This is a genomic window from Rhizobium phaseoli (assembly GCF_001664385.1).
GTDB lineage: Bacteria > Pseudomonadota > Alphaproteobacteria > Rhizobiales > Rhizobiaceae > Rhizobium > Rhizobium phaseoli.
This window is the reverse complement of the sequence record NZ_CP013532.1, coordinates 2,849,442-2,872,566: the sequence shown is the minus strand read 5'-3', so window position 1 is coordinate 2,872,566 and position 23,125 is coordinate 2,849,442. Positions and strand designations below refer to the sequence as shown.

Genomic DNA, 23,125 nt, shown 5'->3' with positions numbered 1-23,125 from the left:
CTTCATGCCAGGCTATGTCAGAGCAGGAAACAGCCAGCCCGCCTGGCTGTTTCCTTTTATCGTCATTACCGTGCTCGTCCTCAGCGTGCTGCCGCTCGCCCGCCTTGTCATGGCAGGGATTGCGGCCTTCGCCGCCGGCGGCGTCACCGATGTGCTCGCCGACCCGGCGCTCTGGCAGGCGACCTATTACACCCTCGTCACCTCCGTTCTCGGCACGATCGTCTCACTTCTCATCGGCTGCCTCTTCGCCTTCCTGCTGACGCTGACGGATATTCCGGGGAAGGGGCCGCTCAGCTTCTTCTTCGTGCTGCCGATGATGATCCCGCCGCAGGTGACGGCGCTTGCCTGGGTACAGATGTCGGGGCCGTCGAGCCCGCTCTTGAAGGCGCTCGCGATCGCTCCGCCGCTCGGTTCGCCGCAGCCGCTCTATTCGGTCGGCGGCATCGCCCTGCTTTATGGCGTGCAGCACGCGCCGCTCGTCTATCTCGCGCTCCGGGCCGGGCTGATGACGCTGCCGCGCGACGGCGTGGAGGCCGCGCGGCTTTCCGGCGCTTCCAGCTTTCGGGTCTTTCGCGATATCATCCTGCCTCTGTCGCTGCCTGGCATCATCGCGGGCGCGGCGATCTCCTTCGTCTCCTGCACCGGCAATTTCGGCATTCCCGCCATTCTCGGCATTCCGGCCTCGATCTTCACGCTGCCGACGCTCATCTTCACAAAGTTTTCCGCCTTCACCAGCCGCACCTTCGGCGATGTTGCGGTGCTCTCGGCAATCATCGCGATGATTTCGGTGGCAGGCTTGATGATCCAGGACCGGGCGCTCAGAGGCCGCGATTACCGCGTCATCGGCCTGTCGGGGGCGAGTGCGGCCTTCGAACTCGGCGCCTGGCGGTTCGCGTTCACGCCGCTCCTCTGGGCGATCCTGTTCTTCATGCTCGCTGCTCCCTTCTTCGCGCTCGTCGCCGGCGCGCTGGTGCCGGCCTATGGCGTACCGCTCAACTTCAAGACCATGTCGCTGCATGCCTTTGAGGAGATCCTCTTCCGGCAGGCGGTGACGCGCACGGCTTTCGTCAATTCGATCTCGCTTGCCGGCGCCACCGCCATTGGTCTCCTGGCGGTGACCGTGCTGGCGACCTATATGCTGACGCGGCGCAAGGATGCGGCGTCCCGCATCATCGCGAAACTGATCGAGATACCCTATTCGCTGCCCGGCATCGTCATGGCGGTCGCCTTCATCCTGGTTTTCGCCGCGCCCATCCCCTTCCTCCACATCTCGCTCTACGGCACGATCTGGATCATCCTGATCGCCTATTTCTCCTCCTTCTTCGCCGTCAGCCTGAAACCCGTGGTCAGCGCCTTCCACCAGCTCGATCCGGCGCTGGAGGAGGCCGCACGGCTTTCCGGCGCCGGCTTCTTCCGAAGGCTTTCCGATATCATCGTGCCGCTGATTGCGCCCGCCGCCGGGGCCTCCGTCATCCTCGTCTTCCTGATCGCCTGCAACGAGCTGACGATCTCCGCGCTGCTCTGGTCGGCCGGCACCCAGACGCTCGGCGTCGCCATCTACAATCTCGACGACAGCGGCAGCTCCGACCTTGCCTCGGCGCTGTCGGTCCTCGTCGTCCTGATGGTCGTCATCATGATGCTGCTGCTGGAACTCCTGGCGAAACGCCTGCCGAAAGGGGTGGCCCCATGGCGCAACTGATCCTCAACCGGGTGGCCAAGGATTTCGGCACCGGGCGCGCGGCCGTCAGCGATTTCTCGCTCGATGTGCGCGAGGGCGGTTTCCTGGCGCTGCTCGGGCCTTCCGGCTGCGGCAAGACGACGGTTCTGCGCATGATCGCCGGCTTCGAGACGCCCTCCGACGGCTCGATCCATCTCGGCGAGCGGCTGCTTGCTGATGCCGCGCAATTGCTGCCGCCCGAGAAGCGCAACATGGCGATGGTGTTCCAGTCCTATGCGCTCTGGCCGCACATGAGCGTCGCCGACAATGTCGGCTATCCCCTGAAGGTACGCGGCGTCTCGGGGGAGGCATACCGGGTGAAGGTCGGCGAGGCGCTTTCCACCGTCCGGCTTGCCGACTATGCCGGCCGGCGGCCGGCCGATCTCTCCGGCGGCCAGCGCCAGCGCGTGGCGCTCGCCCGCTGCCTGGTGACCTCGCCCGATGTCGTGCTGCTCGACGAGCCGCTCGCCAATCTCGACCGGCACCTAAAGCAGGAGATGGAGGAGACTTTCCGCGAATTTCACCAGCGCTCCGGTGCGACGATGATCTACGTCACCCACGACCAGAGCGAGGCGATGGCGCTGGCGACCGATGTCGCCGTGATGTCGGAAGGCCGCCTCCTTCAGGTGGCGCCGCCGGCCGAGATCTATGCACGCCCGGAGGGCCGTATCGTCGGCGGCGTGATCGGACGCGGCGCGATCCTGACGCTGCCTGTCATGGGCGGCGAACGCCATCTGGAATGGGATGAACTGCAGGACGCGCTGCAGGCGGCTAACACCGATGGCGCCGACATTCTCGTGCGGCCGGAAGATGTCATCATCGGCGGCGAGGGGGCTCCGGCAACCGTCGAATCCGTGCTGTTCGAGGGAGAGCGCTACGCCGTGAAGCTGACGCTCGGCAACGGCCAGACACTGCGCGCCTACAGCCGCGTGGCCGTCGTGCCTGGTGAAACGCTTCGCGTCGTGATCCGCGCCGCCTGGCGGCTTTGATGGAACACAGTCAATCGCATTCCGGTTCAAAGAGGGCGGTTGTCCGCATCTTTCTTGGCCCAAGCATCTTTCCCTGTGGCAATTGCCGGGTAAGGTGCTGCCCGCAACCGGACTCTCGCCATGTCGCTTCGCCTCGCCACCTTCAATGTCGAAAACCTGCTGACCCGTTTTGATTTCACCGGCTTCCGCAACCAGCTGCGCCAGGACCGCGTCATCAAGCTTTTCGAGGTATCGAGCGAGGGCGTCTATCAGCAGCTCGAGCAGGCACGGGTGATCGCCGCCACAGACGACACCAGGCAAATGACGGCGTTGGCGATCGCCGATGCGGATGCCGATATTCTTTGCCTGCAGGAAATCGACAATATGGCGGCGCTGCAGGCTTTCGAATACGGCTATCTCTTCCGCATGGTCGGAAACGGCTATCGCCAGAAATTCCTGGTCGAGGGCAATGACAGCCGCGGCATCGATGTCGCCGTCTTGATGCGCGAGGAAACGCGGGACGGCCAGAGGATCGAGCTCAAGGACATCAGAAGCCATGCGATGACGACCTATCGCGACTTCGATCTCTTCGATGAGGACCTGGCGCTCACCAACCGCATCGACGACAAGATCTTCAAGCGCGATTGCCTGGAGCTCGATCTTCTGATCGGCGGCCGGCCGCTCTCGCTCTATGTCGTGCATTTCAAATCGATGGGCAACCCGCGCGACGGATTGGACGGGCGGCAATCGACACTGCCGCTCCGTCGCGCCGAGGCGCGCGCCGTGCGCCGCATCATCGAGCATAGGTTCGGCGCCGGCCACACCGCCAAGAAGAGCTTCGCCATTTGCGGTGATATGAACGATTATCAGGAGCGCGTCGACGTTGTCGGCCGGCGCGGCGCCGGTTATCGTTTCGAGCATCAGCCAGAGGCCGAAAGCGCACTCGACGTGTTCAGTCATGACGGCTTTGTCGAGAACGTCATGGCCCGTCGCCAGCCGCTTGACCGCTGGACGCTCTATCATGCGCGCGGACCGCAGGAGCAGCACCTTTGCCAGCTCGATTATATCTGGCTTTCGCCCGCGCTTGCCGCCCATAATAGCGGCCGTCTGCCCGAAATCATCCGCAAGGGCCAACCCTACCGCACCGTCTTTCCGCCAGGCCAGGAGGTGGAGCGGTATCCACGCACTGGCTGGGACCGGCCGAAAGCATCCGATCACTGCCCCGTCGTCATGACACTGGATCTCCCATGAAAACCAATTTGAGCTTAAAATTTCCGACGAGCGATATTTCCAATGATTTCGCGGGTTGGCCGCCGGAGGCGACGGTTTTCCCGATCGCCGGCGTCGACCTGCGAGTGCTGCCCGGCGCCCATCCCTTCGTCATCGCCGAGGAAGCCGCAATCCGTGAAAACTGGGCGAAGGAAACCGCCGCCAACCCGGCGCTGTTCGACGGCCGCCTGGTGTTCCAGCAGCGGCTGTGGTTCAGCGAAGGGCGGATTGCGGGCGAGGGCTACGTCACTCCATTTTCCGCCTTCATGTGGTGGCGCCGGCAGGCGCAGCGCCAGGGCGGCCTGCACATCTTCGCCTATCCCGTGCTCGAAAGCTCGGACGGCGCGCTCGTGGCGATCCGCATGGGCGCACATACCGCCAATCCCGGCCAGGTCTATTTCGCGGCCGGCTCGCTGGAACCGGAGGACATCGTCGATGGGCGCTGCGACATCGAGGCCAATATGCGCCGCGAAGTTCACGAGGAGACCGGACTGGATCTGGCCGACGCGGTCGCGGGGGAAGGCCTCTTTGCCAGCCATGCCAGGCGCACGGTGACGCTGCTGAGGCTCTTCCGCTTCGACATGACGGCGGACGAGATGGTGAAGCGGATCGAAGCCCACATGCTGGTCGCAGAAGACAAGGAGATCGCCGGGGCGGCCGCTATCCGCTCGGCCGATCCTTCTGCCCATCCGTACAACGTCGCCATGCTGCCGGTGATTGAGTGGTATTTCGGCAAGGCCGGCGTATAGGAGGGGTGAGGGCGGGGCAGCCTCGCCCTTCGAGGCCGCTAAAGGGCACCTCTGGACGAGGCTGGAGAGAGCGCGGCATTCTACAACTCCCTCATCGTCAGGCGCGCAGGCCGACGGCCGGAGCCTCGAAGGACAAGCTCCAGCTGTCCTCCTTGCATCCATCCTGCGTTAGCGCCTTGCACTCGACCGCGCGGTCGGGCAGGTTGACGGCGCGATGATCGATTCAAGGAGGCCGATGTGGCGCGAAGCTACAGCGTCTATGACGTGTTCACCGATCGAAAGCTTGCAGGTAACCCGCTGGCGGTGGTCTTCGATGGAGACAATCTCAGCGACGAGGCGATGCAGGCGATCACGCGGGAGATCAATCTCTCCGAGACGGTTTTCGTGCAACCTTCGACCAATCCCGCCTATGCGGCGAAGCTTCGGATCTTTACGCCGGGTCGCGAGCTGCCCTTTGCCGGCCATCCGACCGTCGGTACGGCAATTGCGCTGGCCGAGCGTGCCCATGGCGCAGCGGCGCTCGATCTCGTTACGGTGCTCGAAGAAAATGTCGGGCCGGTGCGTTGCGCCGTGCGGCTGAGAGAGGGCGAGGCGAGCTTTGCCGAATTCGACCTGCCGCGCAAATCGCAGCAGGCCGTCATGCCGCTCGACAAGCTCGGTATCGCCGATGCTCTATCATTGAAGATCACCGAGATCGGCTTTGAAAATCACGTCCCCTCCGTCTGGAGCGCCGGCGTTCCGTTCCTGCTCATTCCGGTGCACGATGTCGGGGCCGCGCAGCGGGTGGAATTCGACCCGCAGCTCTGGGAAAAGATCGTGCCCTTCGTCGATGGCGCGCTTGCTTCGGCCTATGTCTATTGCCGCGGCGGCGTCAATCATGTGGCGAAGTTTCATGCACGCATGTTCGCCAGTGGCATGGGCATTGTCGAAGACCCGGCCACCGGCGCGGCGGCAGCCGCCCTCTCCGGCGCCATCCGCCATTTCGACCGGCTGACGGACGGGCACCATCCGATCATGATCGAGCAGGGCCTCGAGATGGGCCGACCCTCTTTCATCCATCTGCATATCGATGTCGACGGCGGGGCGATTTCCAACGCGCGGATCGGCGGCCAGGCGGTGCGGCTGGCGAGCGGTACGCTCGACCTCTGATTTTATTGCATTTCAGCCATGCGCAAAAATCTTTGAGATTAACCAAAGAATTTTCGCCGATGCGCTGGACAAGCCTGCCGATCGTGTTTATACGCCCGGTCACACCGCGCAGCCAAGCGCGAACGGGTGATTAGCTCAGTTGGTAGAGCAGCTGACTCTTAATCAGCGGGTCGTAGGTTCGAGCCCTACATCACCCACCATCATTTCACTTCACCAAGATTTCAGGACAGCGGTTTCCAACTAATTGGAAACGCTTTCCAATTCACATTCCGTTCCTGTTCCAAAAGGCGGCCGACTCGATCTCGCTCCATTGGGCCTCCATAAGCTCCTGAATTCCGGCACTGTCACGCCGAACATCTGGGTATCCAGCGGCGTCACGCCTCGCCTGACGACCGCATCGACCGTCACCGAAGACTGATCATCCGGTGGTCGCAGCGCGTTTGCCGCGCATGGGCAAAAACGGGATCACCTTGGGGACGCGCTCGGCATATGACCGGTAGTCTGGAAATGCCGCCCAGAGCACTGTCTCTTCGTTACTCATCCGGCGAAGCTGCAGGCCCCAATGCACGACCCCGAGAAATACCGTCCACGGAGAAAAGCTGAACAGGATCATTCCAATAATGAATATCTCCTCGGTCAGATAGAGCGGGTGCCGGACGATAGAATAGGGCCCCGTTGTGACCAGAGCTCTTGCGCCCGGTGCTATGCTGAAACTGCGGCCGAGGATCGCAAGCATATATGCCGATGACAGGAAGCCAATGATCATCAAAACCATTGCCGCAATGCGCACAGCGTCCGGCAACACCATTGGCGGAGGCAGGAAGGCAATTAGCAGGAAGAGGAATGTGCCTCCCATCGCCGTCAGGTATGGTTCAACACCGCGCGCGGACCGCACTTGGGGCATTCTCGTCAGGGTCACGACGCACATCATGCCGATAAATAAGATCGCGGCGATCTCAGCTATTATGAATACAACGCCGTGGGAGGAATAGTCGCCGGTCGTCATCGTCCGCGCGATCTTGGTCCACACAACCAGTATTGAATAGGTGCAGATGCCAATCCGGCCGATGACGTCTGCAATAAACAAGTGTCGATTGCCCATAGGTTCCCCCGCGTTGTTTAAACGCATCTTCGCACGGTTGCGGAAAATAACAATCGCAACCGCTTAAATTGGTGAATACCAACTATTGGGGATGTGACTACGCGCGATACGCCGGCATTCGACCAATGCTGGCCCGGATGCGGATGCGCCGGATGATCTCGGCATGTGTGGAAACGCAGGCGAGGGCGGCCCAGATGATCAGCGCGGTTCCGAGCAGTGCTGTAGGCAACGGCAGTGACCAGTCGACGTAACCGGGGAGTGATGATGCCCCAATGCGACCTGCTTCGGATGTGCTTGCCGCTGCGTTGGAAAGCACCAGCCCGAGCATCGCAACATGAGCATGAATGAAGCGTGCCCTAAGAAACCGCTTCGGATGGAACGAAAGATAGACGCCGAAAATCGTCATCGATGCCAGCGTAGCGAGAAGTTCCCACGCCCCCATCCCCGCAACGCTAAGCAACATAAGGGGCAGGCGCAACACTGGCAGCATCGTCAGGTACAGCTCCCAAGCAAACGGGCGTGACGGATACATGGCCAGCAACAGCATGCTGGCGGCAAATACTGCACCGATGGCATAGACCAAAGCAGGTCCAAAACGAACAAACGTCAGAACCAAGATTCGCATACGCTTTCCTCCTTCGGTAGGCCTCGTGGTTCTGTGCAGAATATTCGAAAATGCTTGAGCAGGGCTTACCGCTCGATCAGCGCCGCATGCAGGTGGACGACCATTATTGCTCAACCACAGACATGACTCCGACTGTGGAGAATTGCAACCTTCCTGCGCTCCTGATCCCCAACAAGGATACCCCACCTCATGAAAGCATTGCCGGATTGCAGGTCGTCGATTCGAGCCCCCATCACCCACCAAACTTCTTGATAAGATTAATTGTTGTGCCAGCGCCGAATTCGTGGGCGGCCGCATGCCCGGGGCTGGCAGCGTTGATCAGCGCGCCCTATCTTCGGCACATAGTGGAGGGGCCAATGAGAACCATGATATTGGTCGTCGCCTTATCATTGCCGCTGCCGGCTTTAGCCGCAGGCACAATGGAGGTCCGAGCAAAAGATCACAGCTGCGACGAGATTGCGCAGATCATCCGGCAGAACAAAAAGGTGTTTGTCCGTGTCGGGCTTGGCGGCCGCAGTTTCCGCTATCCGCCGGCGCAGTGCAGCATGGGCGACAAGCGCTCGACGACAAGTTTCCGCGATGGTGAGGGCAAGTCGTGCGTTCTCGACCACGCTTGCGTCTTCGATCCGGCATCGCCCTATAATTTCCCCTAAATCCGGATTTTGCTGTCGATTAGATTGCTGAAGCCTATTGGCTTTGGAGAGCAGCACGCATTTATCGTCATTCATCATGCTGTTTCATGTTCAGGAGTTTTCATGAAAATCGTCGTCATCACCGCCACCCTGCTGCTTCCGTCTGCAGCCCTTGCCGTCGAGGCGGTGGAGGTCAATGCCAGGGATCATAGCTGCGCGGAGCTCACGCAGATCATCCGCAAGGACAAGGCGGTTTTCGTGCGCATGGGCATCGGCGGCCGCAGTTTCCGTTACCCGCCCGCCCGGTGCAATCTGGGCGACAAGTACGATACGGCGACGGTTAAAGACGCCAACGGCAAAATGTGCCGTCTCGACTACGAGTGCGTGTACGATCCCCAATCCTTTTACAACAGGATCCCCAAATAACCCCGGCATGCCTGACCACGCATGTGTCTGCGCGCCGACATCGAAACTGTTCGATTTTGCCGGGCCGTCCTTCGGCGTCGCCGGGGCAAGAAAAAAGGCCGGGCGAAACTCGCACCGACCTTCCTCGATTTGTCTCGACAACGGCTGCCAGTACCTCCGTGGTCAACCGTCAGAGACAAACTCTATGGTCCTTAGATAGGACTTGCTTGGCGACGTTCAAGGCCCTGCCGCGGAGAAGAAGCCGGTTTTGGGCCGGCTTCTTTCTGCGACGCTGTGCTTACTGCTGGGCAGGAGCAGCCGGCGGCGTGGCCGGGGCTGGTGCCGGTGCGGGCGTTGCGCTGTTGTCAGTCGGAGCGATCGGCTTGGCCGGCGCCGGCTCGGATTGGGTCGTGGAGGCTGTCGTGTCCGGTGAGGTGCCGGGGCTGCTGCTCCACTGCGAATAGGCGAATGCAGCGACAGCGATCACGGCCAATGCAGCAACCCAGACTACCCACGTATTGCTGCTGCGCGCGGTCGGGGTCGTGCGCAGATCCAGATTCGGATTCAGGGGGCGGTTCGGGTCGTTGGCATTATTGGGGTCGTACGTCATGGTACTTTCTCCTCTTGCGGTGACAAGGAAATGGCGCAACGCGCTTTTTGTTCCATTCTGGGGCCGCGAGGCGAGTAATATCAGGGATTTCCGGCCGGGAGCGCCTCGGAGACTGGCAGCTGATATCCGCTGGATCTGCTGGATTGGCCGGTCCGTCCGGCGCCGGCAGAGAAGCTCCGACGCCCGGGCCGACCGAGCGCTTGACATGGCCGGCTCTCTTTGCGAATGATTTTGCATGGGGTTGCGATCACCCCACGAGGCGCCATGCCGAAGAATCGCGTCCATTAGAACCGATCAACGGAGGGACGCGTCATGCCGTCATTTCTCGAAATTTCTTCCGATAAACTCAGCCGCCTCATCGGCACGCCGGGTGCGCCTTCCATCATCGATGTTCGCACCGAAGAGGACTTTGCGCTCGATCCGCGGCTGGTGCCGGGCTCGATCCGGCGCAGCCATGCCGATGTCGCGTCCTGGGCCTGCAGCATCGAAGCCGATGCCGTCGTCGTGGTCTGCCAGAGAGGCGGCAAGCTCAGCCACGGGGTCGCCGCTTATCTCCGCCATGCGGGAATCGAGGCCGAGAGCCTCGAGGGCGGCTTCGAAGCGTGGATCGCTGAAGGACTGGCGGTGCCGGAGGAGAAGCTGCCGCGCCGCGACCTGGAGGGACGCACAGTCTGGGTGACGCGGGCGCGGCCGAAGATCGACCGCATCGCCTGCCCGTGGCTGATCCGGCGGTTCGTCGATCCGAAAGCCTTGTTTCTGTTTGTGCCGACGACCGAGGTTTTGGAGGTCGGCGCCCGCTTCGGAGCAACGCCCTTCGATATCGAAGAAGTGTTCTGGAGCCATCGCGGTGAGCTTTGCACCTTCGACGTGATGGTCGAGGAGTTCAGGCTGGCGTCGGAACCGCTCCTGCACCTGGCGCGGATCATCCGGGCTGCCGATACCGCAAGGCTCGATCTCGCGCCCGAGGCGCCCGGTCTGCTTGCCGCTTCGCTCGGCCTGTCCAGAATGTATTCCGACGATCTGGAGCAGCTCGAGGCCGGCATGCTTCTCTATGACGCCTTCTTCCGCTGGTGCCGCGATGCAACGGAGGAAACGCACAATTGGCCCGCTCCGAAGAAGAGGGCATGAGATGGTCGAGATGACAGGAAACGCGTCGGCCGGCAAAATGGCGGCGAAACAAGCAGGCGAGGAGCATCATCACGGCGTTTCGTTCGGCGAAGCCTTCAAGGTCTGGCTGCGGGTCGCGGGCTTGAGCTTCGGCGGTCCGGCCGGTCAGATCGCCGTGATGCACCGGATCATCGTCGACGAAAAGCGATGGATCGGCGAGCATCGTTTCCTGCATGCGCTCAACTACTGCATGCTGCTTCCTGGCCCCGAGGCGCAACAGCTCGCCATCTATATCGGCTGGCTGATGCACCGGACCCTGGGCGGTCTCGTTGCCGGTATTCTATTCGTGCTGCCGGGGTTTCTGTCGATCCTCTGTCTCAGCTACGTCTATGCCGCTTATGGCAATGTCGGCATCGTCGCCGGCCTGTTCTTCGGCCTGAAGGCGGCCGTGCTTGCCGTTGTCGTGCAGGCCGTCATCCGGATCGGCGGCCGGGCCTTGAGGAACAAGGTCATGGTCGCGATCGCGGCAGTGGCCTTTGTCGCCATCTTCTTTCTTCATGTTCCGTTCCCGCTGATCGTGCTTGCAGCCGGCATCACCGGCTTTTTCGGCGGACGGGCCGGGCTTGCGGCCTTCAAGATCGGCGGCGGGCACAAGGCCGGCAGCGGGCTGCTGCTGTCGGATGCGGATTCAATGCTGGGCGAGGACATACCGGCGCATGCGCGCCCGAATCTCGCATGGTCCTTGCGCGTGTCGACGGTGCTGCTTGCCCTGTGGCTCATTCCGGTCGCTGCCTTCTACCTGGTCTTCGGGGCGGACAGCGTTTTTGCCGAGATCGGCCTGTTCTTCAGCAAGATGGCTGTCGTCACCTTCGGCGGCGCCTATGCCGTTCTTGCCTATGTCGCGCAGGAGGCCGTGCAGCACTTCGGCTGGCTGAAGCCGGGCGAGATGCTCGATGGCCTCGGCATGGCCGAAACGACGCCCGGACCGCTGATCATGGTGGTCCAGTTCGTCGGCTTCATGGGCGCCTACCGCGATCCGGGATCACTGAATCCCATGCTGGCCGCCGCGCTTGGAGCGCTGCTGACGACCTGGGTGACCTTCGTGCCGTGTTTCCTCTGGATCTTCCTGGGGGCGCCGTTCATCGAAAAACTGCGCGGCAATATCGCGCTGGCAGCGGCAATGTCGGCGATAACGGCGGCGGTGGTCGGGGTAATTCTCAACCTTGCCATCTGGTTTGGCCTGCACACGCTGTTTGCCGAGGTTGCCGTCGTCAGCCTTGGTGGTCTGCGGCTCGACATCCCCGTTCTGCAATCGGCCGTGCCGGCGGCAATGGCGCTGTCAGTCGCCGCCGCGATCGCGATCTTCCGGTTCAAGACCTCCGTCATCGCGACGCTCCTCAGCTGCGCCGCTGCCGGAATGCTCTGGACGCTGGCGATGGGCTGACTAGGCCTCGGCCCCTTCGGCGGCAATGCGGGTCGCGAGCATCTTGTCGATGCGCATGCCGTCCATGTCGATCACCTCGAAGCGCCAGCCGTCGAAGAGGAAGGTTTCGCCGGCTTCGGGGATGTGCTGAAGCTGATGCAGCGCGAAGCCTGCGAGCGTGTGGAAATCGGCGTCGGGGCGATCCCTGAGGCCCAACCTTTCGAAGGCGTCGAAGGCCGGCATCATCGCGTCGATCAGCAGCGAGCCGTCTTCGCGAACGACGATGTCGGGCTCCTCGTCGGCGCCCGGCAGATCGCCGGCGATGGCTTCCAACAGGTCTGTCTGGGTGACGATACCCTCGAGGCTGCCATATTCGTCAATGACGATGGCGAGGCGCACGGGTGACGCCTTGAAGCTGTCGATGACGCGCACCACCTTGGTGCCCTCGTGCAGCACCAGGGGTTGCTTGATCACCTCCAGCGGCCGGACCTTGCCACCGTCGAGGACCTGATCGAGAAGATCCTTCTTCAACACCATGCCGATCGGCTCGTCGATCGAGCCGCGGGCGACCAGCAGCTGCTCGTGACTGCATTCGCGGATCGTTTTCAGGATCTCCGCCTCGCTGTCGTCGGCATCGAACCACTCGATGTCGAGACGTGGGGTCATGATGTCGGAGACCGGTCTGTCGCCGATGTTGAATACCCGCTCCACCAGCTGCTGCTGCACGGGATTCAGAAGCCCGGCTTCCTGGCTTTCGGCGACCAGCAATTTCAATTCCTGCGGCGAGTGGAACGAGGATTCACCGGTTCCGGCACGAAGGCCGACGGCCCGCAGCACGAGGTTGCCCATACCGTTGAGGGTGAAGATCGCCGGCTTGAACAATACAAGGAAAAGCCCGAGCGGACGCACCACGGCCAGCGAGGTGGCCTCACTGCGCTGCAGCGCCAGACTTTTGGGTGCGAGCTCGCCGAGCACGATATGCAGCGCGGTGATGATGACGAAAGCGACGACGATGGCGACGGTATGGGCGCCGGTCGTCGCCCATGGCTCGGGCAGCCAGGAGAGCAGCGGCTCGATCAAGTGGGCAAGCGCCGGTTCGCCGACCCAGCCGAGCGCCAGCGACGAGATGGTGATGCCGAGCTGGGTGGCGGCGAGATTGGCGTCGAGATTGTCGACGGCGCGCTGGAGCGCGGAGGCGTTCATGCGGCCTGCCGTGACAAGCTCGGCGACACGGCTGCGTCTGACCGACACAAGGGCGAATTCGGCAGCGACGAAGAAGCCATTGGCGGCGACGAGAACGAATACGGCTAGTATCCCGACATAGTCGAAGAGCCCGCCCGCGGATTCGGACATATTTTCCTTACCTCAGAATTGACGCGAATCCGAAACTACACGCTGGGGCACGGCTGACAAGGCGCAGCCGCTGTTCCTGCGCCGCCGCGGCGATCATCTCTTAGGCGCTTCGAAGAGTTCGATCGGGTTTCCAGCGGGGTCGTCGAGCAGGATCTGCTTGCCGCCGATGCCCTGCACGATCTCATTGCGAAAATGCGCGCCGGCCTGGCGCAGCGTGGCGACTTCCGCCTCGAGGTCGGCGACCTCGATCTGGATGCGGTTCCATCCGCCGGGTTCCGGCTTTTGTCCGTCCGGCATGGCTTGGGAAGCTCCGCCCGGACCCGTCGTGCCGCTGACGAGCAGCCGGAAGCCGTTCCTGGTCAGGATGGCGAAGCTCGGCGCCGGGTGAAGCGCGACGGAGAAGCCGAGATGCCTGGTGTAGAATTCCACCGCGGCGTCGACGTCGTCGACGATATAACGCATGCTTATGCCGGGCATGGTTTCCTCCATGGTGTTTTCGCTATTGCGGAGCAATCCGGCGCGGCGGCCGGATCGGATGCACGGCGGACGCTCCCGTCTTAAATCTGCGCCTAATCCTTCCGAAAATCGAATCCGATCTTCGCGCTATGCGCCTGCCGCGGCGAAGGAGGCCGAACCTACTGCCAGCAGCAGGACGATGACCCAGGGCGGCGCCTTCCAGACGGCGAGCAGCAGGAAACCGGTAAGCGCCAGCGCGAAATCCCGCGGCGAAAGTACCGCGCTCGTCCAGACGGGGCTGTAGAGCGCAGCGCCCAGAATGCCGACAACGGCGGCGTTGGCACCGCGCATGGCGGCCTGCATGACCGGGCCGGTACGCAAGCGATCCCAGAATGGCAACATGCCGTAGGCGAGGAGAAGGCCCGGCAGGAAGATAGCGACGAGCGCGATGACGGCGCCTGCCCATCCGTTCGGCGCGGGTGTCATCACCGTGCCGAGATAGGCGGCGAAAGTGAAGAGCGGCCCCGGCGCCGCCTGCGTCAGGCCGTAACCGGCGAGGAAAGATTCGTTAGTCACCCAGCCGGGGGCGACGACCTCTGCCTGCAGCAGCGGCAGCACGACGTGGCCGCCGCCGAAGACCAGCGCACCCGAGCGGTAGAAGGCGTCGAAGAGCGCGATCCCCCGAAGGCCGGTCAGATTGGCGAGAAGCGGCGGGACGAGGAAGAAGGCGGCAAAAAGGCCAAGCGCGACCGCGCCGGCCCGGTGCGATACGGGAAAGCCGAGACGGCCGGCAAGCGCCGACGCGTCGGCGCGACAGAGAACGAGCCCCGCCGCCGCTCCGAGCGCGATCGCACCGATCTGGCCGAAGGAGCCGCCGACGAAGACGACGATGGTGATCGCCGCCAGCGCAATGCCGGCGCGCTCGCGGTCCGGCGTCAGGCTCTTCGCCATGCCCCAGATTGCCTGCGCGACGACGGCGACGGCAACAAGCTTCAGCCCGTGGAGGAGACCTTCGGCGACCGGGCCGGTGAAGGCGGCGGCGCCCAGCGCGAAAGCAAAAAGCATGAGCGCCGACGGCAGGGTGAAGCCGCACCAGGCGGCGAGCCCGCCGACAAGGCCGTTCCCCCTGAGGACGCCGAGAGAAAAGCCGACCTGGCTGGAGGCCGGCCCCGGCAGGAACTGGCAAAGCGCGACGAGATCGGCATAACCCGCCTCATCGATCCATTTGCGCCGCACCACAAGCTCGTCCCTGAAATAGCCGAGATGGGCAATCGGCCCGCCGAAGGAGGTGAGGCCGAGCTTGAGGAAGACGCGCAGCACCTCGAGCGGGGAACCCTCGGCAGTTCCGTCAATCGGCATGGCATCCTCACGAGCACTCATCGCCGCCCCCGTAGCAGGGCACGGTTGCGGCTGGATGACACCGCGAGAGCAGAAAAGCTCTCGGCGGCCACAGGAGAAATGAACATTGCCTGCCTTTGAATTGGTGCGAGGCCGAAACTACACGCTCGCGCGCAGCTGGCAAGGCACAGGCGGCATTCTTCCGATGGGGTAGCTGAGGCGCCTCATCGCCCGTCCCCGTCCTTCGAGGCTCCAGCCCTTGGCCTGCGCACCTCAGGATGAGGGCTAGTCGGCGTGCCGTGCGGCTGAAGGTTAAGCGGCGCGCCGTGCAACCGCGATTTCCGATGCTGCAGGCCGCAGCTTCTCTCCGACCTCATCCTGAGGTGCCCCGTGAGGGGCCTCGAAGGGCGAGGGCGGCCCTGAGGCTGATGCATAAGCTTCGTCTAAAATATAAAGCGCGCCTCGCAGGCCACGGATTTCATTACGGAAGTTTAATTTAACTTTCAGTTTCGGTTCATCTTTTCTGTCCTAGTTTTCTCCCGTGCCCAACACGAGGAACCCCACATGAAAAAGAACTTCGCAGCTCTTCTTTCCGCTTCCTTCCTTCTTTCGCCGATCGTCGCCTCCCAGGCGAGCGCCGACGATTTCCGCCGCCCGCCGGTGGTCGTGCAGAAGAAGGTGATCGTCGAAAGAACGGTCGTTCGGCCTCATTGGAAGAAGGGATACCGCGTCAGCGCCAGCGAGCGGCGTCGCTTCTCCGACGTCAATGACTACCGCCGCTACCGGCTCGCCCCTCCGCCGCGCGGCTATCGCTGGGTTCGCGCCGACCACGACTTCCTGCTGATCGGCGTCACCAGCGGTGTCATTTCGAATGTTATCGTCGTTCGTTGATCGGCGGGTGAGGAGGGCGGCTTCGGCCGCTCTATCTTCGGCTGTGGGTAGGGGTTTGGCAACGCCGTTTCTCCAAACTCGTCATTCCTGTGCCTGTCACAGGAATCCAGCCATGGCGCGTCTGCGCCGTGAATGACTCACTACCACGAACAAAGTCTCCTGCGCCCAAGGACTTGGGCGCGCTGGATCCCTGTGACATCGCTCGAGCGAAGCCTGAGGCCACAGGGACGAGGGTGGGGAGGCGACAGCTCCGCCAAATTAAGTACTTCTGCGAGGAGGTACCGTTTGTTCATGAACTCCATCCTCTGTCCATTCCGTTCCATCGAATGCATTTCCGGTGTCACTCCCGTTGGCGTGACGATATCACCCGCTCGGCAATCATCCCCAGCAATCCCTTCGGCCTTTCGGCCGCAGCCTCCCGGTCATGCGTCAACGGATGTAGCCCTTCAATCGGCGGCAGGGGATCGCATTCCTCGCAGATGCAGCGGTAGCGTTTGATCGCCGTCGCCTTCATGCCGCTTGCCTGTTCCAGCCGGCGAAAGGATCGGGCAGGTTGCGCCAGCGCTCCGGCGTGAAGGCATCGCCGTCGACCAGGCAGGCGTCGAGTTCTCTCCTGATCCAGGCCTCGTCCATCGGATCGGCGCCGATGAAGACGATTTCCTGGCGGCGATCGCCCCAGACGGGATCGAAATAGGGGCCGAGAGCGTTGAGGAAGCCAGGCTCCTGCGGCCATTGTTCGCGCGGGACGGCTGCCCACCAGAGGCCCATCCTGCCGGTGCGCACGATCGCGCCGGCCTGGCTGATCTCGCCGACGTGATGCGGGCGGGTCGCCAGCCAGAAGAAGCCTTTGGCGCGCACAACGCCCGGCCAGCTCTTGTCGAGAAATGCCTGGAGCCTTGCCGGATGGAAAGGCCGCTTTTCGCGATAGACGAAGGAGCTAATGCCGTATTCCTCGGTCTCCGGCACGTGGTCGCGGAACCCGTGCAGTTCCTTGTACCAGAGCGGGTGCGTCTCGGCCCTATCGATATCGAAGCGGCCGGTGCCGAGGACGTCCTTCAGCGCCACCTTGCCAAAATCGGCCTCGATCAGCCTCGCATCCGGGTTCAGGCCGACGATGATCTTGCGCGCGGCGTCGCGCTCATCCTCGCTTGCCGTGCCGATCTTGTTCAGCACCACGACATCGGCGAATTCGATCTGCTCGACCAGCAGGTCGATGATGGTTCGGTTGTCGCCGTCGCCCGCCGTTTCGCCGCGGTCGGCGAGGAAATCGGCCGAGGCGTAATCGGCGAGAAGATTGGCGGCGTCGACCACCGTGACCATCGTATCGAGCCTTGCGACGTCGGAAAGACTTTCGCCGTTCTCGTCGCGGAATTCGAAGGTGGTGGCGACGGGCAGGGGCTCGGCGATGCCGGTGGATTCGATCAGCAGGTAATCGAAGCGGCCCTGGGCCGCGAGATCGCGTACTTCCTTCAACAGGTCGTCGCGCAGCGTGCAGCAGATGCAGCCATTGGTCATCTCGACCAGTTGCTCCTCGGTGCGCGAGAGATTGGCGCCGCCATCGCGCACGAGCGCGGCGTCGATGTTCACCTCGCTCATGTCGTTGACGATCACCGCGACGCGCAGGCCCTCGCGGTTGGCGAGCACGTGGTTCAGCAGCGTCGTCTTGCCGGCGCCGAGAAAGCCGGAGAGCACGGTGACCGGAAGTCTGTTGTCCATGAGAACCTCATTGATATTGATATTGATGTTATATCATTACATTGATTGCGCCGAAAAAAGGCGGAACGGGGTCATCCGCCTTTTTCCGCCTCAGCTCTCTCCAGGAGATTGCACGGCAATCATGCGCTGGAGAGGCAAGCCTTCATGCTGTCGGCGATACCGCGCATGAGGGTGAAGTAGAGATCGGGGCCGGCCTTCAGCGTCGCCGCTTCGGGGTCGAGCACGCCGGATCTGGCGCTGGTTCCCTCGATGACGACATTGACGAGGCGCGGCTCGAATTGCGGCTCGGCAAAGACGCAGGTTGCGCCGAGTTCGCCGACCTTGCGGTGAATTTCCGAGACGCGCTCGGCACCGGGGATGGTTTCCGGGCTGACGGTGATCGAGCCGGCGACGCGGATGCCGTAGCGGTGCTCGAAATATTGATAGGCGTCGTGGAAGACGACGAAAGGCTTGTCCTTGACGGGAGCGACGGTGGTGGCGATTTCCTTGTCCAGCGCCGTCAGCCTGTCGTCGAGCGCCTTGGCATTGGCCTGATAGGTCAGGGCATTGGCGGGATCGGCGGCGACCAGCGTCGTGGTGATCTCGGCGGCCATCGCCTTGGCATTCATCGGGTCGAGCCAGAGATGGGTGTCGAAGGTGCCGTGCTCGTGGTCATGGTCGTGCTCGTGATCACTGTCATGCCCCGTTTCGCCGGCATGGTCGTGATCATCACCGTCGTCATGCGGTTCGAAAGCGCCGCCTTCGCGGAAGGGCAGCTTGACGAGGCCGGGCGCCTTGTCGAGCTCGGCGATGCTCGCCTTCGAGCCCAGCGCCTGCAGCGGCTTTTCCAGAAAAGCTTCGAGCCCGGGGCCGGTCCAGAAGATCACCTTTGCTTCTTGCAGGGCGCGCGCGTTCGAAGGCTTCAGATTGTAGGTGTGGGGGGAGGCGGCGCCATCGACGATCAACTCCGGTTCGCCGACGCCCTGCATAATCGCCGCAACCAGCGAATGGATCGGCTTGATCGAGGTGACGACAACAGGCGCGTCGGCCGCCCGCATCGTGCCGGCAAAGAGCAAAGCGGGGATTGCCAAGGCCGGGATGGAGAGGAGGGCCGGGAATTTAAGGGCTGACGTTTTCAGGGCAGTCCCCAGGGCGCGTTTCATCAAGTGCTCCGCTTGAATTGCAAATGTTATGTTATTACATCAATTGCGTTATGCTATAACGTGTGCAATAGCAGGATGCAACAGCGCTATCGGAAAATTTGATGCTCTCTCCCGCAAACAAGAAGGGCGAAACGCTGGTTTCGCTCGAAAATGTCGGCGTCCTGCGCGGCGGCCGCTGGCTGGTGCGCGGCGTCGAGTTTTCCGTCTCGCGCGGCGAAATCGTCACGCTGATCGGGCCGAACGGTTCCGGAAAATCGACGAGCGCCAAGGCGGCGATCGGCGTGCTCAAACCGGATGAGGGCAGGGTGAAGCGATTGGCCGGTCTGAAGGTCGGCTATGTCCCGCAGAAGCTGTCGATCGACTGGACGCTGCCGCTGACGGTGCGCCGACTGATGACGCTGACCGGGCCGCTGCCGGAGCGCGACATGGGCGCAGCCCTCGAAGCCGCCGGCATCGCCCATATGCTCGATGCCGAGGTTCAGCATCTCTCCGGCGGCGAGTTCCAGCGTGCGCTGATGGCCCGGGCCATCGCCCGCAAGCCCGATCTCCTGGTGCTCGACGAGCCGGTGCAGGGCGTGGATTTCTCCGGCGAGATCGCCCTTTACGACCTCATCAAATCGATCCGCAATGCCAGCGGCTGCGGCATCCTGCTGATCTCGCACGATCTGCACGTCGTCATGGCCGAGACCGACACGGTCATCTGCCTCAACGGCCATGTCTGCTGCCGCGGCACGCCCGAGACCGTCAGCCGCAGCCCGGAATATGTGCGCCTGTTCGGCAGCCGGGCAGCGCAGACGCTCGCCGTCTACAGCCATCATCACGACCATACGCATCTGCCGGACGGCCGCGTTCGCCATGCCGATGGCTCGGTAACGGATCATTGCCACCCCGAGGACGGCCATCACGTTCATGGCACCCATGAAAACGCTCATGGCACCCATGGGCACGCACATGAAGGGCATGGGCACGCTCATGCGCATGACGATCATCATGCGCACGAACACGCGCATGAACACGCCCATTCCCGTAGCGGGGAGGGTCGCCATGCTTGACGATTTCTTCGTGCGCGCCATCCTGGCCGGCGTCGGGCTGGCGCTGACGACGGGGCCGCTCGGCTGCTTCATCATCTGGCGGCGCATGGCCTATTTCGGCGATACGATCGCCCATTCGGCGCTGCTCGGCGTGGCGCTGTCGCTGCTTTTCGAGCTCAACCTGACGCTCGCCGTCTTCGCCGTCGCCGCTCTCGTCTCGGTGCTGCTGCTGTTCCTGCAGAAGCGCCAGGCGCTGTCGGCGGATGCGCTGCTCGGCATCCTCTCGCATGCGACGCTCGCGATCGGCCTCGTCATGGTCGCCTTCATGAGCTGGGTGAGGATCGATCTCATCGCCTTCCTGTTCGGCGATATCCTTGCCGTTTCCACCACCGATATCGCGCTGATCTGGGGCGGCGGTCTGTTCGTGCTCGTGGCGCTCGCCTGGCTCTGGCGGCCGCTTCTGGCAGCAACCGTCAACGCCGAGCTTGCCGAGGCCGAAGGGCTGAGACCCGAACGGGCGCGGCTGTTCTTCATGCTGCTGATGGCCGTCGTCATTGCGATTGCCATGAAGATCGTCGGGATCATGCTGATCACCTCGCTGCTGATCATTCCGGCGGCTGCGGCGCGGCGCTTCTCGGTGACGCCGGAGATCATGGCAGTGTTCGCTTCGCTGATCGGCGCGGCCGCCGTCGTCGGCGGGCTGTTCGGCTCGCTCACCTATGACACGCCGTCCGGCCCTTCGATCGTCGTCGCAGCGCTCGTCCTCTTTATTCTCAGCCTGCTTCCGGTCAGGCGCCACCGCGCGGTCGCGCAAGGACAAGGTTCATGACGACACCGCAACTCACCAAAAACCAGTCGCTAGTCTTCGACGTGCTCGAAAAGGCAGAAGGCCCGCTCAGCGCCTACACGATCCTCGACAAGCTGCGCGATCACGGTTTTCGCGCGCCGCTGCAGGTCTACCGGGCGTTGGAGAAACTGCTCGAATATGGTGTCGTGCACCGGCTGGAAAGCATCAACTCCTTCGTCGCCTGCGCTCATCCGGGCGAGAACTGCCATAGTCACGGAATCGTCGCCTTCGCGATCTGCGAAAGCTGCGGTCAGGTGATGGAGTTCCACGACCACGAGGTTGACCACCGGCTAATGACCTGGGTGCGCGGGCAGAAGTTCAAGCCGGAGAAGACGACGATTGAGATCCGCGGTCTGTGCGAGGCCTGTGCGGCGTAAGCGACTTGTTCCAGAGCAAGGTATTCATGGCATCTTATCCCATCGCGCTGACCGTAATTTGACGCGGAGCGCTCACCTCCCCACCTCATTCCGCGTTACAGGAATCCAGCCAGCGCGCGTCTGCGCGGTGAATGATTTAATTATTTTTTAAAGCGTCTCTCGCGCCCAAGGACTTGGGCGCGCCGGATTTTGTGACGAGCACAGGAATGAGGATGGGTTGGGTGTTCTCCGTCCAGATTTTCCATCGGGGAGAGAGTTCGGACCGCCGTCTAAACTAGACGATCGCCTCGCGCTCGCCGAAGGGCGTGTCATCGTCGAAATTCCGGGTGCCGATCCGCTCGCTTTCGCCTGATAAGGTCGGTTGTTCCGCAGTTTCGCCGGCTTCTTCCTCCTGCGATCTCGCACTCCGTTCGCGTTGATGCATGTCCTCTTCAGCAGCCAGATCCGCGTGGGGTATGAGCTCGTTTCCGCTGTGCTTCTGCGCCATCTCTCGGGAGGCCTGGTGATCGGCGGTGATCTGCGACTGGCGGGCGGCGACCCAGGCATTGTCGGGTTCCGAACTGATCGAGGTGCTGGTGCCGACCTTGGTGGGCTCGGATGCGGCGGTGGCGGAGATCGGGTTAATCGCCTCGACCATGAGAGTCTCCTGCTGGCACAGGCCCGCTGTTCCCAGGACTAATAGGGGAGCGGGCGGCTGGCGGATGAGACTCATATCGAGCGTGAGCGGCAATACACAAGGTCGATCGCTGGACTGTGATCTGGAATTCGCCCGCCAGGTTTGCAGCCATGTCTCTTTTCAGAACGGCAACGGCCGCCGATCGAGCCTCAAGCCGATGATCTAAGAAAGGCGAGGCCGGAGATCGGCCTCGCCTTTTGCGTTTCTGCTATGACAAGCTTAGTTCGATCCGCCCTTGCCGGAACCTTTGCCGGAGCCGCCACCATCGCTCTTGCCAGAGCCGCCGTTGTCGCTCTTGTCGGAGCTGCCATTGTCGCTCTTGCCGGAACCGCCATTGTCGCTCTTGCCGGAATCGCCATTGTCGTTCTTGCCGGAGCCGCCATTATCGCTCTTGCCGGAGCCGCCATCGTCGCTCTTGCCGGAGCCGCCATTATCGCTCTTGCCGGAGCCACCATTGTCGCTCTTGCCAGAGCCGCCATTGTCGCTCTTTCCGGAGCCGCCATTGTCGCTCTTGCCGGAACCGCCATTGTCGCTCTTGCCGGAACCGCCATTGTCGCTCTTGCCGGAATCGCCATTGTCGCTCTTTCCGGAGCCGCCATTGTCGCTCTTGCCGGAATCGCCATTGTCGTTCTTGCCGGAACCGCCATTGTCGCTCTTGTCGGAGCCGCCATCGTCGCTCTTGCCGGAGCCGCCATTATCGCTCTTGCCGGAGCCACCATTGTCGCTCTTGCCAGAGCCGCCATTGTCGCTCTTGCCAGGGCCACCATTGTCGCCCTTGCCGTGACCTTCCTTGCCGCCGTGGTTGTCTTTGCCATGGCCGTCCTTGCCATGACCGTGATCCTTGCCGCCGCCCTTGTCGTCGCCGTGATGATCGCGGTCCTTGCCACCATGGTCTTTGCCATGGCCATCTTTGCCATGATCGTGATCTTTGCCGCCCTTGCCGTGATGGTCGTGGCCATGGTCGTTGTCGTCACCGGTGTTGTTGCCAGTGTCGTCACCGGTGTTGTTGCCAGTGTTGTCACCGGTGTTGTTGCCAGTGTTGTCACCGGTGTTGTTGCCAGTGTTGTCACCGGTGTTGTTGCCAGTGTTGTCACCGGTGTTATTGCCAGTGTTGTCACCGGTGTTGTTACCAGTGTTGTCCCCAGTATTGTCACCAGTGTTATCGCCGGTGTCGTTTCCGCCATCATTCGCAACCTGATTGCTGCCACTATTGCCACCGGACGCGGCAGTGGAACTGGTGCGCGATGTCTTCTGGCCGCCGCCAATGCCTCGGCTGCTGCGATCGCTGTCGTTCGGGTTGAATTTGCTGCCGGTGGGAATTGATCTGGTCGGCATGCACAGCCGGTATTCGAGCGTGCCGCGCACGGCGGTGTTGCAATTAACGACCGTCGGGGCCGCCATAGTCAAGCTGCTGTTTGCCATAAGGAAAGCAACGGCGACGCTGAATTTCGATGCTCTGCTGCTCATTTCAATCGTCTCCCAAGGTTAACTGTATGTTAATGGGGAGAGCTTTTATACTAACAGTCTATTAACAGAAAGAAT

General features: G+C 62.4%; 24 protein-coding genes and 1 tRNA gene. 14 read left to right on the top strand and 11 right to left on the bottom strand.

All coding sequences use genetic code 11. The features are described from left to right. Positions 1-4 precede the first annotated feature (4 nt). The 6 genes from AMC88_RS13975 (at position 5) to AMC88_RS13950 (ending at position 6,052) form a co-directional block, all read left to right on the top strand. On the top strand, positions 5-1,699 hold the full coding sequence (locus AMC88_RS13975) for an ABC transporter permease (RefSeq protein ID WP_064825444.1): 1,695 nt from the start codon (positions 5-7) through the stop codon (positions 1,697-1,699). Continuing rightward, positions 1,687-2,706 (top strand): ABC transporter ATP-binding protein, encoded by a 1,020-nt coding sequence (locus tag AMC88_RS13970; protein ID WP_012484396.1) that lies wholly within the window; start codon positions 1,687-1,689, stop codon positions 2,704-2,706. The genes AMC88_RS13975 and AMC88_RS13970 overlap by 13 nt, the downstream gene beginning before the upstream one ends. Positions 2,707-2,826: 120 nt before the next feature. Beyond that, entirely contained in the window at positions 2,827-3,936 is a 1,110-nt protein-coding gene (locus AMC88_RS13965; protein ID WP_012484395.1) for an endonuclease/exonuclease/phosphatase family protein, read from the top strand. After that, positions 3,933-4,703, top strand: a complete 771-nt coding sequence (locus AMC88_RS13960) for an NUDIX hydrolase (RefSeq protein ID WP_012484394.1) — start codon at positions 3,933-3,935, stop codon at positions 4,701-4,703. Before AMC88_RS13965 ends, AMC88_RS13960 begins: the two co-directional genes overlap by 4 nt. 237 nt (positions 4,704-4,940) lie before the next feature. Further along, positions 4,941-5,852 (top strand): PhzF family phenazine biosynthesis protein, encoded by a 912-nt coding sequence (locus AMC88_RS13955; RefSeq protein WP_012484393.1) that lies wholly within the window; start codon positions 4,941-4,943, stop codon positions 5,850-5,852. Positions 5,853-5,976: 124 nt separating this feature from the next. After that, positions 5,977-6,052 (top strand) — tRNA-Lys (locus AMC88_RS13950). A gap of 218 nt (positions 6,053-6,270) precedes the next feature. Here the strand turns inward: AMC88_RS13950 and AMC88_RS13945 are convergent. Beyond that, entirely contained in the window at positions 6,271-6,954 is a 684-nt protein-coding gene (locus AMC88_RS13945) for a methyltransferase family protein (RefSeq protein WP_016733509.1), read from the bottom strand. A gap of 97 nt (positions 6,955-7,051) precedes the next feature. Further along, a complete protein-coding gene (locus AMC88_RS13940) occupies positions 7,052-7,579 on the bottom strand; it encodes a hypothetical protein (RefSeq protein WP_016733508.1) in 528 nt (175 codons plus the stop codon). A gap of 356 nt (positions 7,580-7,935) precedes the next feature. On the opposite strand from AMC88_RS13940, the gene AMC88_RS13935 reads away from it, so the two are divergent. Continuing rightward, positions 7,936-8,232, top strand: coding sequence for a hypothetical protein (locus AMC88_RS13935; RefSeq protein ID WP_012484390.1), 297 nt, complete (start codon positions 7,936-7,938; stop codon positions 8,230-8,232). Positions 8,233-8,334: 102 nt separating this feature from the next. Beyond that, positions 8,335-8,637, top strand: coding sequence for a hypothetical protein (locus AMC88_RS13930; protein ID WP_029531372.1), 303 nt, complete (start codon positions 8,335-8,337; stop codon positions 8,635-8,637). Between the two features lie 277 nt (positions 8,638-8,914). Here AMC88_RS13930 and AMC88_RS13925 read toward each other — a convergent pair whose 3' ends face one another. Further along, a complete protein-coding gene (locus tag AMC88_RS13925; protein ID WP_041683691.1) occupies positions 8,915-9,226 on the bottom strand; it encodes a hypothetical protein in 312 nt (103 codons plus the stop codon). A 312-nt stretch (positions 9,227-9,538) separates the two neighbouring features. Between AMC88_RS13925 and AMC88_RS13920 the strand changes: the two genes are divergently transcribed. Together AMC88_RS13920 and chrA (AMC88_RS13915) are read left to right on the top strand one after the other, a co-directional pair. Continuing rightward, entirely contained in the window at positions 9,539-10,354 is an 816-nt protein-coding gene (locus AMC88_RS13920) for a chromate resistance protein ChrB domain-containing protein (RefSeq protein ID WP_012484387.1), read from the top strand. A gap of 1 nt (position 10,355) precedes the next feature. After that, a complete protein-coding gene (chrA, locus tag AMC88_RS13915) occupies positions 10,356-11,777 on the top strand; it encodes a chromate efflux transporter (protein WP_012484386.1) in 1,422 nt (473 codons plus the stop codon). Here the strand turns inward: chrA (AMC88_RS13915) and AMC88_RS13910 are convergent, their stop codons facing one another. The 3 genes from AMC88_RS13910 to chrA (AMC88_RS13900) all read right to left on the bottom strand — a co-directional run bounded on the left by AMC88_RS13910 (position 11,778) and on the right by chrA (AMC88_RS13900) (position 14,945). After that, the gene (locus AMC88_RS13910; RefSeq protein ID WP_012484385.1) at positions 11,778-13,109 is read right to left on the bottom strand and encodes a hemolysin family protein; all 1,332 of its coding nucleotides are present in this window, start codon (positions 13,107-13,109) and stop codon (positions 11,778-11,780) included. A gap of 93 nt (positions 13,110-13,202) precedes the next feature. Continuing rightward, positions 13,203-13,586 carry a VOC family protein gene (locus AMC88_RS13905; RefSeq protein WP_064825854.1) on the bottom strand — a complete coding sequence of 128 codons (384 nt, stop codon included), beginning with the start codon at positions 13,584-13,586 and terminating at the stop codon, positions 13,203-13,205. Between the two features lie 126 nt (positions 13,587-13,712). Further along, complete coding sequence (gene chrA, locus AMC88_RS13900; RefSeq protein WP_064825443.1) at positions 13,713-14,945, bottom strand: chromate efflux transporter; 1,233 nt, start codon at positions 14,943-14,945, stop codon at positions 13,713-13,715. 522 nt (positions 14,946-15,467) lie between these two features. On the opposite strand from chrA (AMC88_RS13900), the gene AMC88_RS13895 reads away from it, so the two are divergent. Beyond that, on the top strand, positions 15,468-15,794 hold the full coding sequence (locus AMC88_RS13895; RefSeq protein ID WP_012484382.1) for an RcnB family protein: 327 nt from the start codon (positions 15,468-15,470) through the stop codon (positions 15,792-15,794). A 340-nt stretch (positions 15,795-16,134) separates the two neighbouring features. On the opposite strand, the gene AMC88_RS33625 is transcribed toward AMC88_RS13895, so the two are convergent. The 3 genes from AMC88_RS33625 to znuA all read right to left on the bottom strand — a co-directional run bounded on the left by AMC88_RS33625 (position 16,135) and on the right by znuA (position 18,652). Continuing rightward, a complete protein-coding gene (locus AMC88_RS33625) occupies positions 16,135-16,308 on the bottom strand; it encodes a hypothetical protein (RefSeq protein WP_010010145.1) in 174 nt (57 codons plus the stop codon). After that, complete coding sequence (gene zigA, locus AMC88_RS13890) at positions 16,305-17,510, bottom strand: zinc metallochaperone GTPase ZigA (protein ID WP_064829966.1); 1,206 nt, start codon at positions 17,508-17,510, stop codon at positions 16,305-16,307. Before zigA ends, AMC88_RS33625 begins: the two co-directional genes overlap by 4 nt. A 119-nt stretch (positions 17,511-17,629) precedes the next feature. Further along, positions 17,630-18,652, bottom strand: a complete 1,023-nt coding sequence (gene znuA / locus AMC88_RS13885; RefSeq protein ID WP_012484380.1) for a zinc ABC transporter substrate-binding protein ZnuA — start codon at positions 18,650-18,652, stop codon at positions 17,630-17,632. Between the two features lie 101 nt (positions 18,653-18,753). On the opposite strand from znuA, the gene AMC88_RS13880 reads away from it, so the two are divergent. From AMC88_RS13880 to AMC88_RS13870, 3 genes are read left to right on the top strand one after another with little or no spacing between them, the layout of a single operon-like run. Beyond that, the gene (locus AMC88_RS13880) at positions 18,754-19,704 is read left to right on the top strand and encodes an ATP-binding cassette domain-containing protein (protein ID WP_012484379.1); all 951 of its coding nucleotides are present in this window, start codon (positions 18,754-18,756) and stop codon (positions 19,702-19,704) included. Then, the gene (locus AMC88_RS13875) at positions 19,697-20,512 is read left to right on the top strand and encodes an iron chelate uptake ABC transporter family permease subunit (RefSeq protein ID WP_012484378.1); all 816 of its coding nucleotides are present in this window, start codon (positions 19,697-19,699) and stop codon (positions 20,510-20,512) included. The genes AMC88_RS13880 and AMC88_RS13875 overlap by 8 nt, the downstream gene beginning before the upstream one ends. Continuing rightward, entirely contained in the window at positions 20,509-20,907 is a 399-nt protein-coding gene (locus tag AMC88_RS13870) for a Fur family transcriptional regulator (RefSeq protein WP_012484377.1), read from the top strand. Before AMC88_RS13875 ends, AMC88_RS13870 begins: the two co-directional genes overlap by 4 nt. A 274-nt stretch (positions 20,908-21,181) precedes the next feature. Here the strand turns inward: AMC88_RS13870 and AMC88_RS13865 are convergent, their stop codons facing one another. Both AMC88_RS13865 and AMC88_RS13860 read right to left on the bottom strand, forming a co-directional pair. Further along, positions 21,182-21,544, bottom strand: coding sequence for a hypothetical protein (locus tag AMC88_RS13865; RefSeq protein WP_012484376.1), 363 nt, complete (start codon positions 21,542-21,544; stop codon positions 21,182-21,184). Between the two features lie 258 nt (positions 21,545-21,802). Continuing rightward, entirely contained in the window at positions 21,803-23,050 is a 1,248-nt protein-coding gene (locus AMC88_RS13860) for a hypothetical protein (protein WP_064825442.1), read from the bottom strand. Between the last annotated feature and the right edge of the window lie 75 nt (positions 23,051-23,125).

Bases quoted from the DNA above. Each gene is read 5' to 3' on its own strand.
- AMC88_RS13975 (WP_064825444.1), top strand. From the start codon at position 5: ATGCCAGGCTATGTCAGAGCAGGAAACAGCCAGCCCGCCTGGCTGTTT.
- AMC88_RS13970 (WP_012484396.1), top strand. From the start codon at position 1,687: ATGGCGCAACTGATCCTCAACCGGGTGGCCAAGGATTTCGGCACCGGG.
- AMC88_RS13965 (WP_012484395.1), top strand. From the start codon at position 2,827: ATGTCGCTTCGCCTCGCCACCTTCAATGTCGAAAACCTGCTGACCCGT.
- AMC88_RS13960 (WP_012484394.1), top strand. From the start codon at position 3,933: ATGAAAACCAATTTGAGCTTAAAATTTCCGACGAGCGATATTTCCAAT.
- AMC88_RS13945 (WP_016733509.1), bottom strand. From the start codon at position 6,954: ATGGGCAATCGACACTTGTTTATTGCAGACGTCATCGGCCGGATTGGC.
- AMC88_RS13940 (WP_016733508.1), bottom strand. From the start codon at position 7,579: ATGCGAATCTTGGTTCTGACGTTTGTTCGTTTTGGACCTGCTTTGGTC.
- AMC88_RS13935 (WP_012484390.1), top strand. From the start codon at position 7,936: ATGAGAACCATGATATTGGTCGTCGCCTTATCATTGCCGCTGCCGGCT.
- AMC88_RS13930 (WP_029531372.1), top strand. From the start codon at position 8,335: ATGAAAATCGTCGTCATCACCGCCACCCTGCTGCTTCCGTCTGCAGCC.
- AMC88_RS13925 (WP_041683691.1), bottom strand. From the start codon at position 9,226: ATGACGTACGACCCCAATAATGCCAACGACCCGAACCGCCCCCTGAAT.
- AMC88_RS13920 (WP_012484387.1), top strand. From the start codon at position 9,539: ATGCCGTCATTTCTCGAAATTTCTTCCGATAAACTCAGCCGCCTCATC.
- chrA (WP_012484386.1), top strand. From the start codon at position 10,356: ATGGTCGAGATGACAGGAAACGCGTCGGCCGGCAAAATGGCGGCGAAA.
- AMC88_RS13910 (WP_012484385.1), bottom strand. From the start codon at position 13,109: ATGTCCGAATCCGCGGGCGGGCTCTTCGACTATGTCGGGATACTAGCC.
- AMC88_RS13905 (WP_064825854.1), bottom strand. From the start codon at position 13,586: ATGCCCGGCATAAGCATGCGTTATATCGTCGACGACGTCGACGCCGCG.
- chrA (WP_064825443.1), bottom strand. From the start codon at position 14,945: ATGAGTGCTCGTGAGGATGCCATGCCGATTGACGGAACTGCCGAGGGT.
- AMC88_RS13895 (WP_012484382.1), top strand. From the start codon at position 15,468: ATGAAAAAGAACTTCGCAGCTCTTCTTTCCGCTTCCTTCCTTCTTTCG.
- AMC88_RS33625 (WP_010010145.1), bottom strand. From the start codon at position 16,308: ATGAAGGCGACGGCGATCAAACGCTACCGCTGCATCTGCGAGGAATGC.
- zigA (WP_064829966.1), bottom strand. From the start codon at position 17,510: ATGGACAACAGACTTCCGGTCACCGTGCTCTCCGGCTTTCTCGGCGCC.
- znuA (WP_012484380.1), bottom strand. From the start codon at position 18,652: ATGAAACGCGCCCTGGGGACTGCCCTGAAAACGTCAGCCCTTAAATTC.
- AMC88_RS13880 (WP_012484379.1), top strand. From the start codon at position 18,754: ATGCTCTCTCCCGCAAACAAGAAGGGCGAAACGCTGGTTTCGCTCGAA.
- AMC88_RS13875 (WP_012484378.1), top strand. From the start codon at position 19,697: ATGCTTGACGATTTCTTCGTGCGCGCCATCCTGGCCGGCGTCGGGCTG.
- AMC88_RS13870 (WP_012484377.1), top strand. From the start codon at position 20,509: ATGACGACACCGCAACTCACCAAAAACCAGTCGCTAGTCTTCGACGTG.
- AMC88_RS13865 (WP_012484376.1), bottom strand. From the start codon at position 21,544: ATGGTCGAGGCGATTAACCCGATCTCCGCCACCGCCGCATCCGAGCCC.
- AMC88_RS13860 (WP_064825442.1), bottom strand. From the start codon at position 23,050: ATGAGCAGCAGAGCATCGAAATTCAGCGTCGCCGTTGCTTTCCTTATG.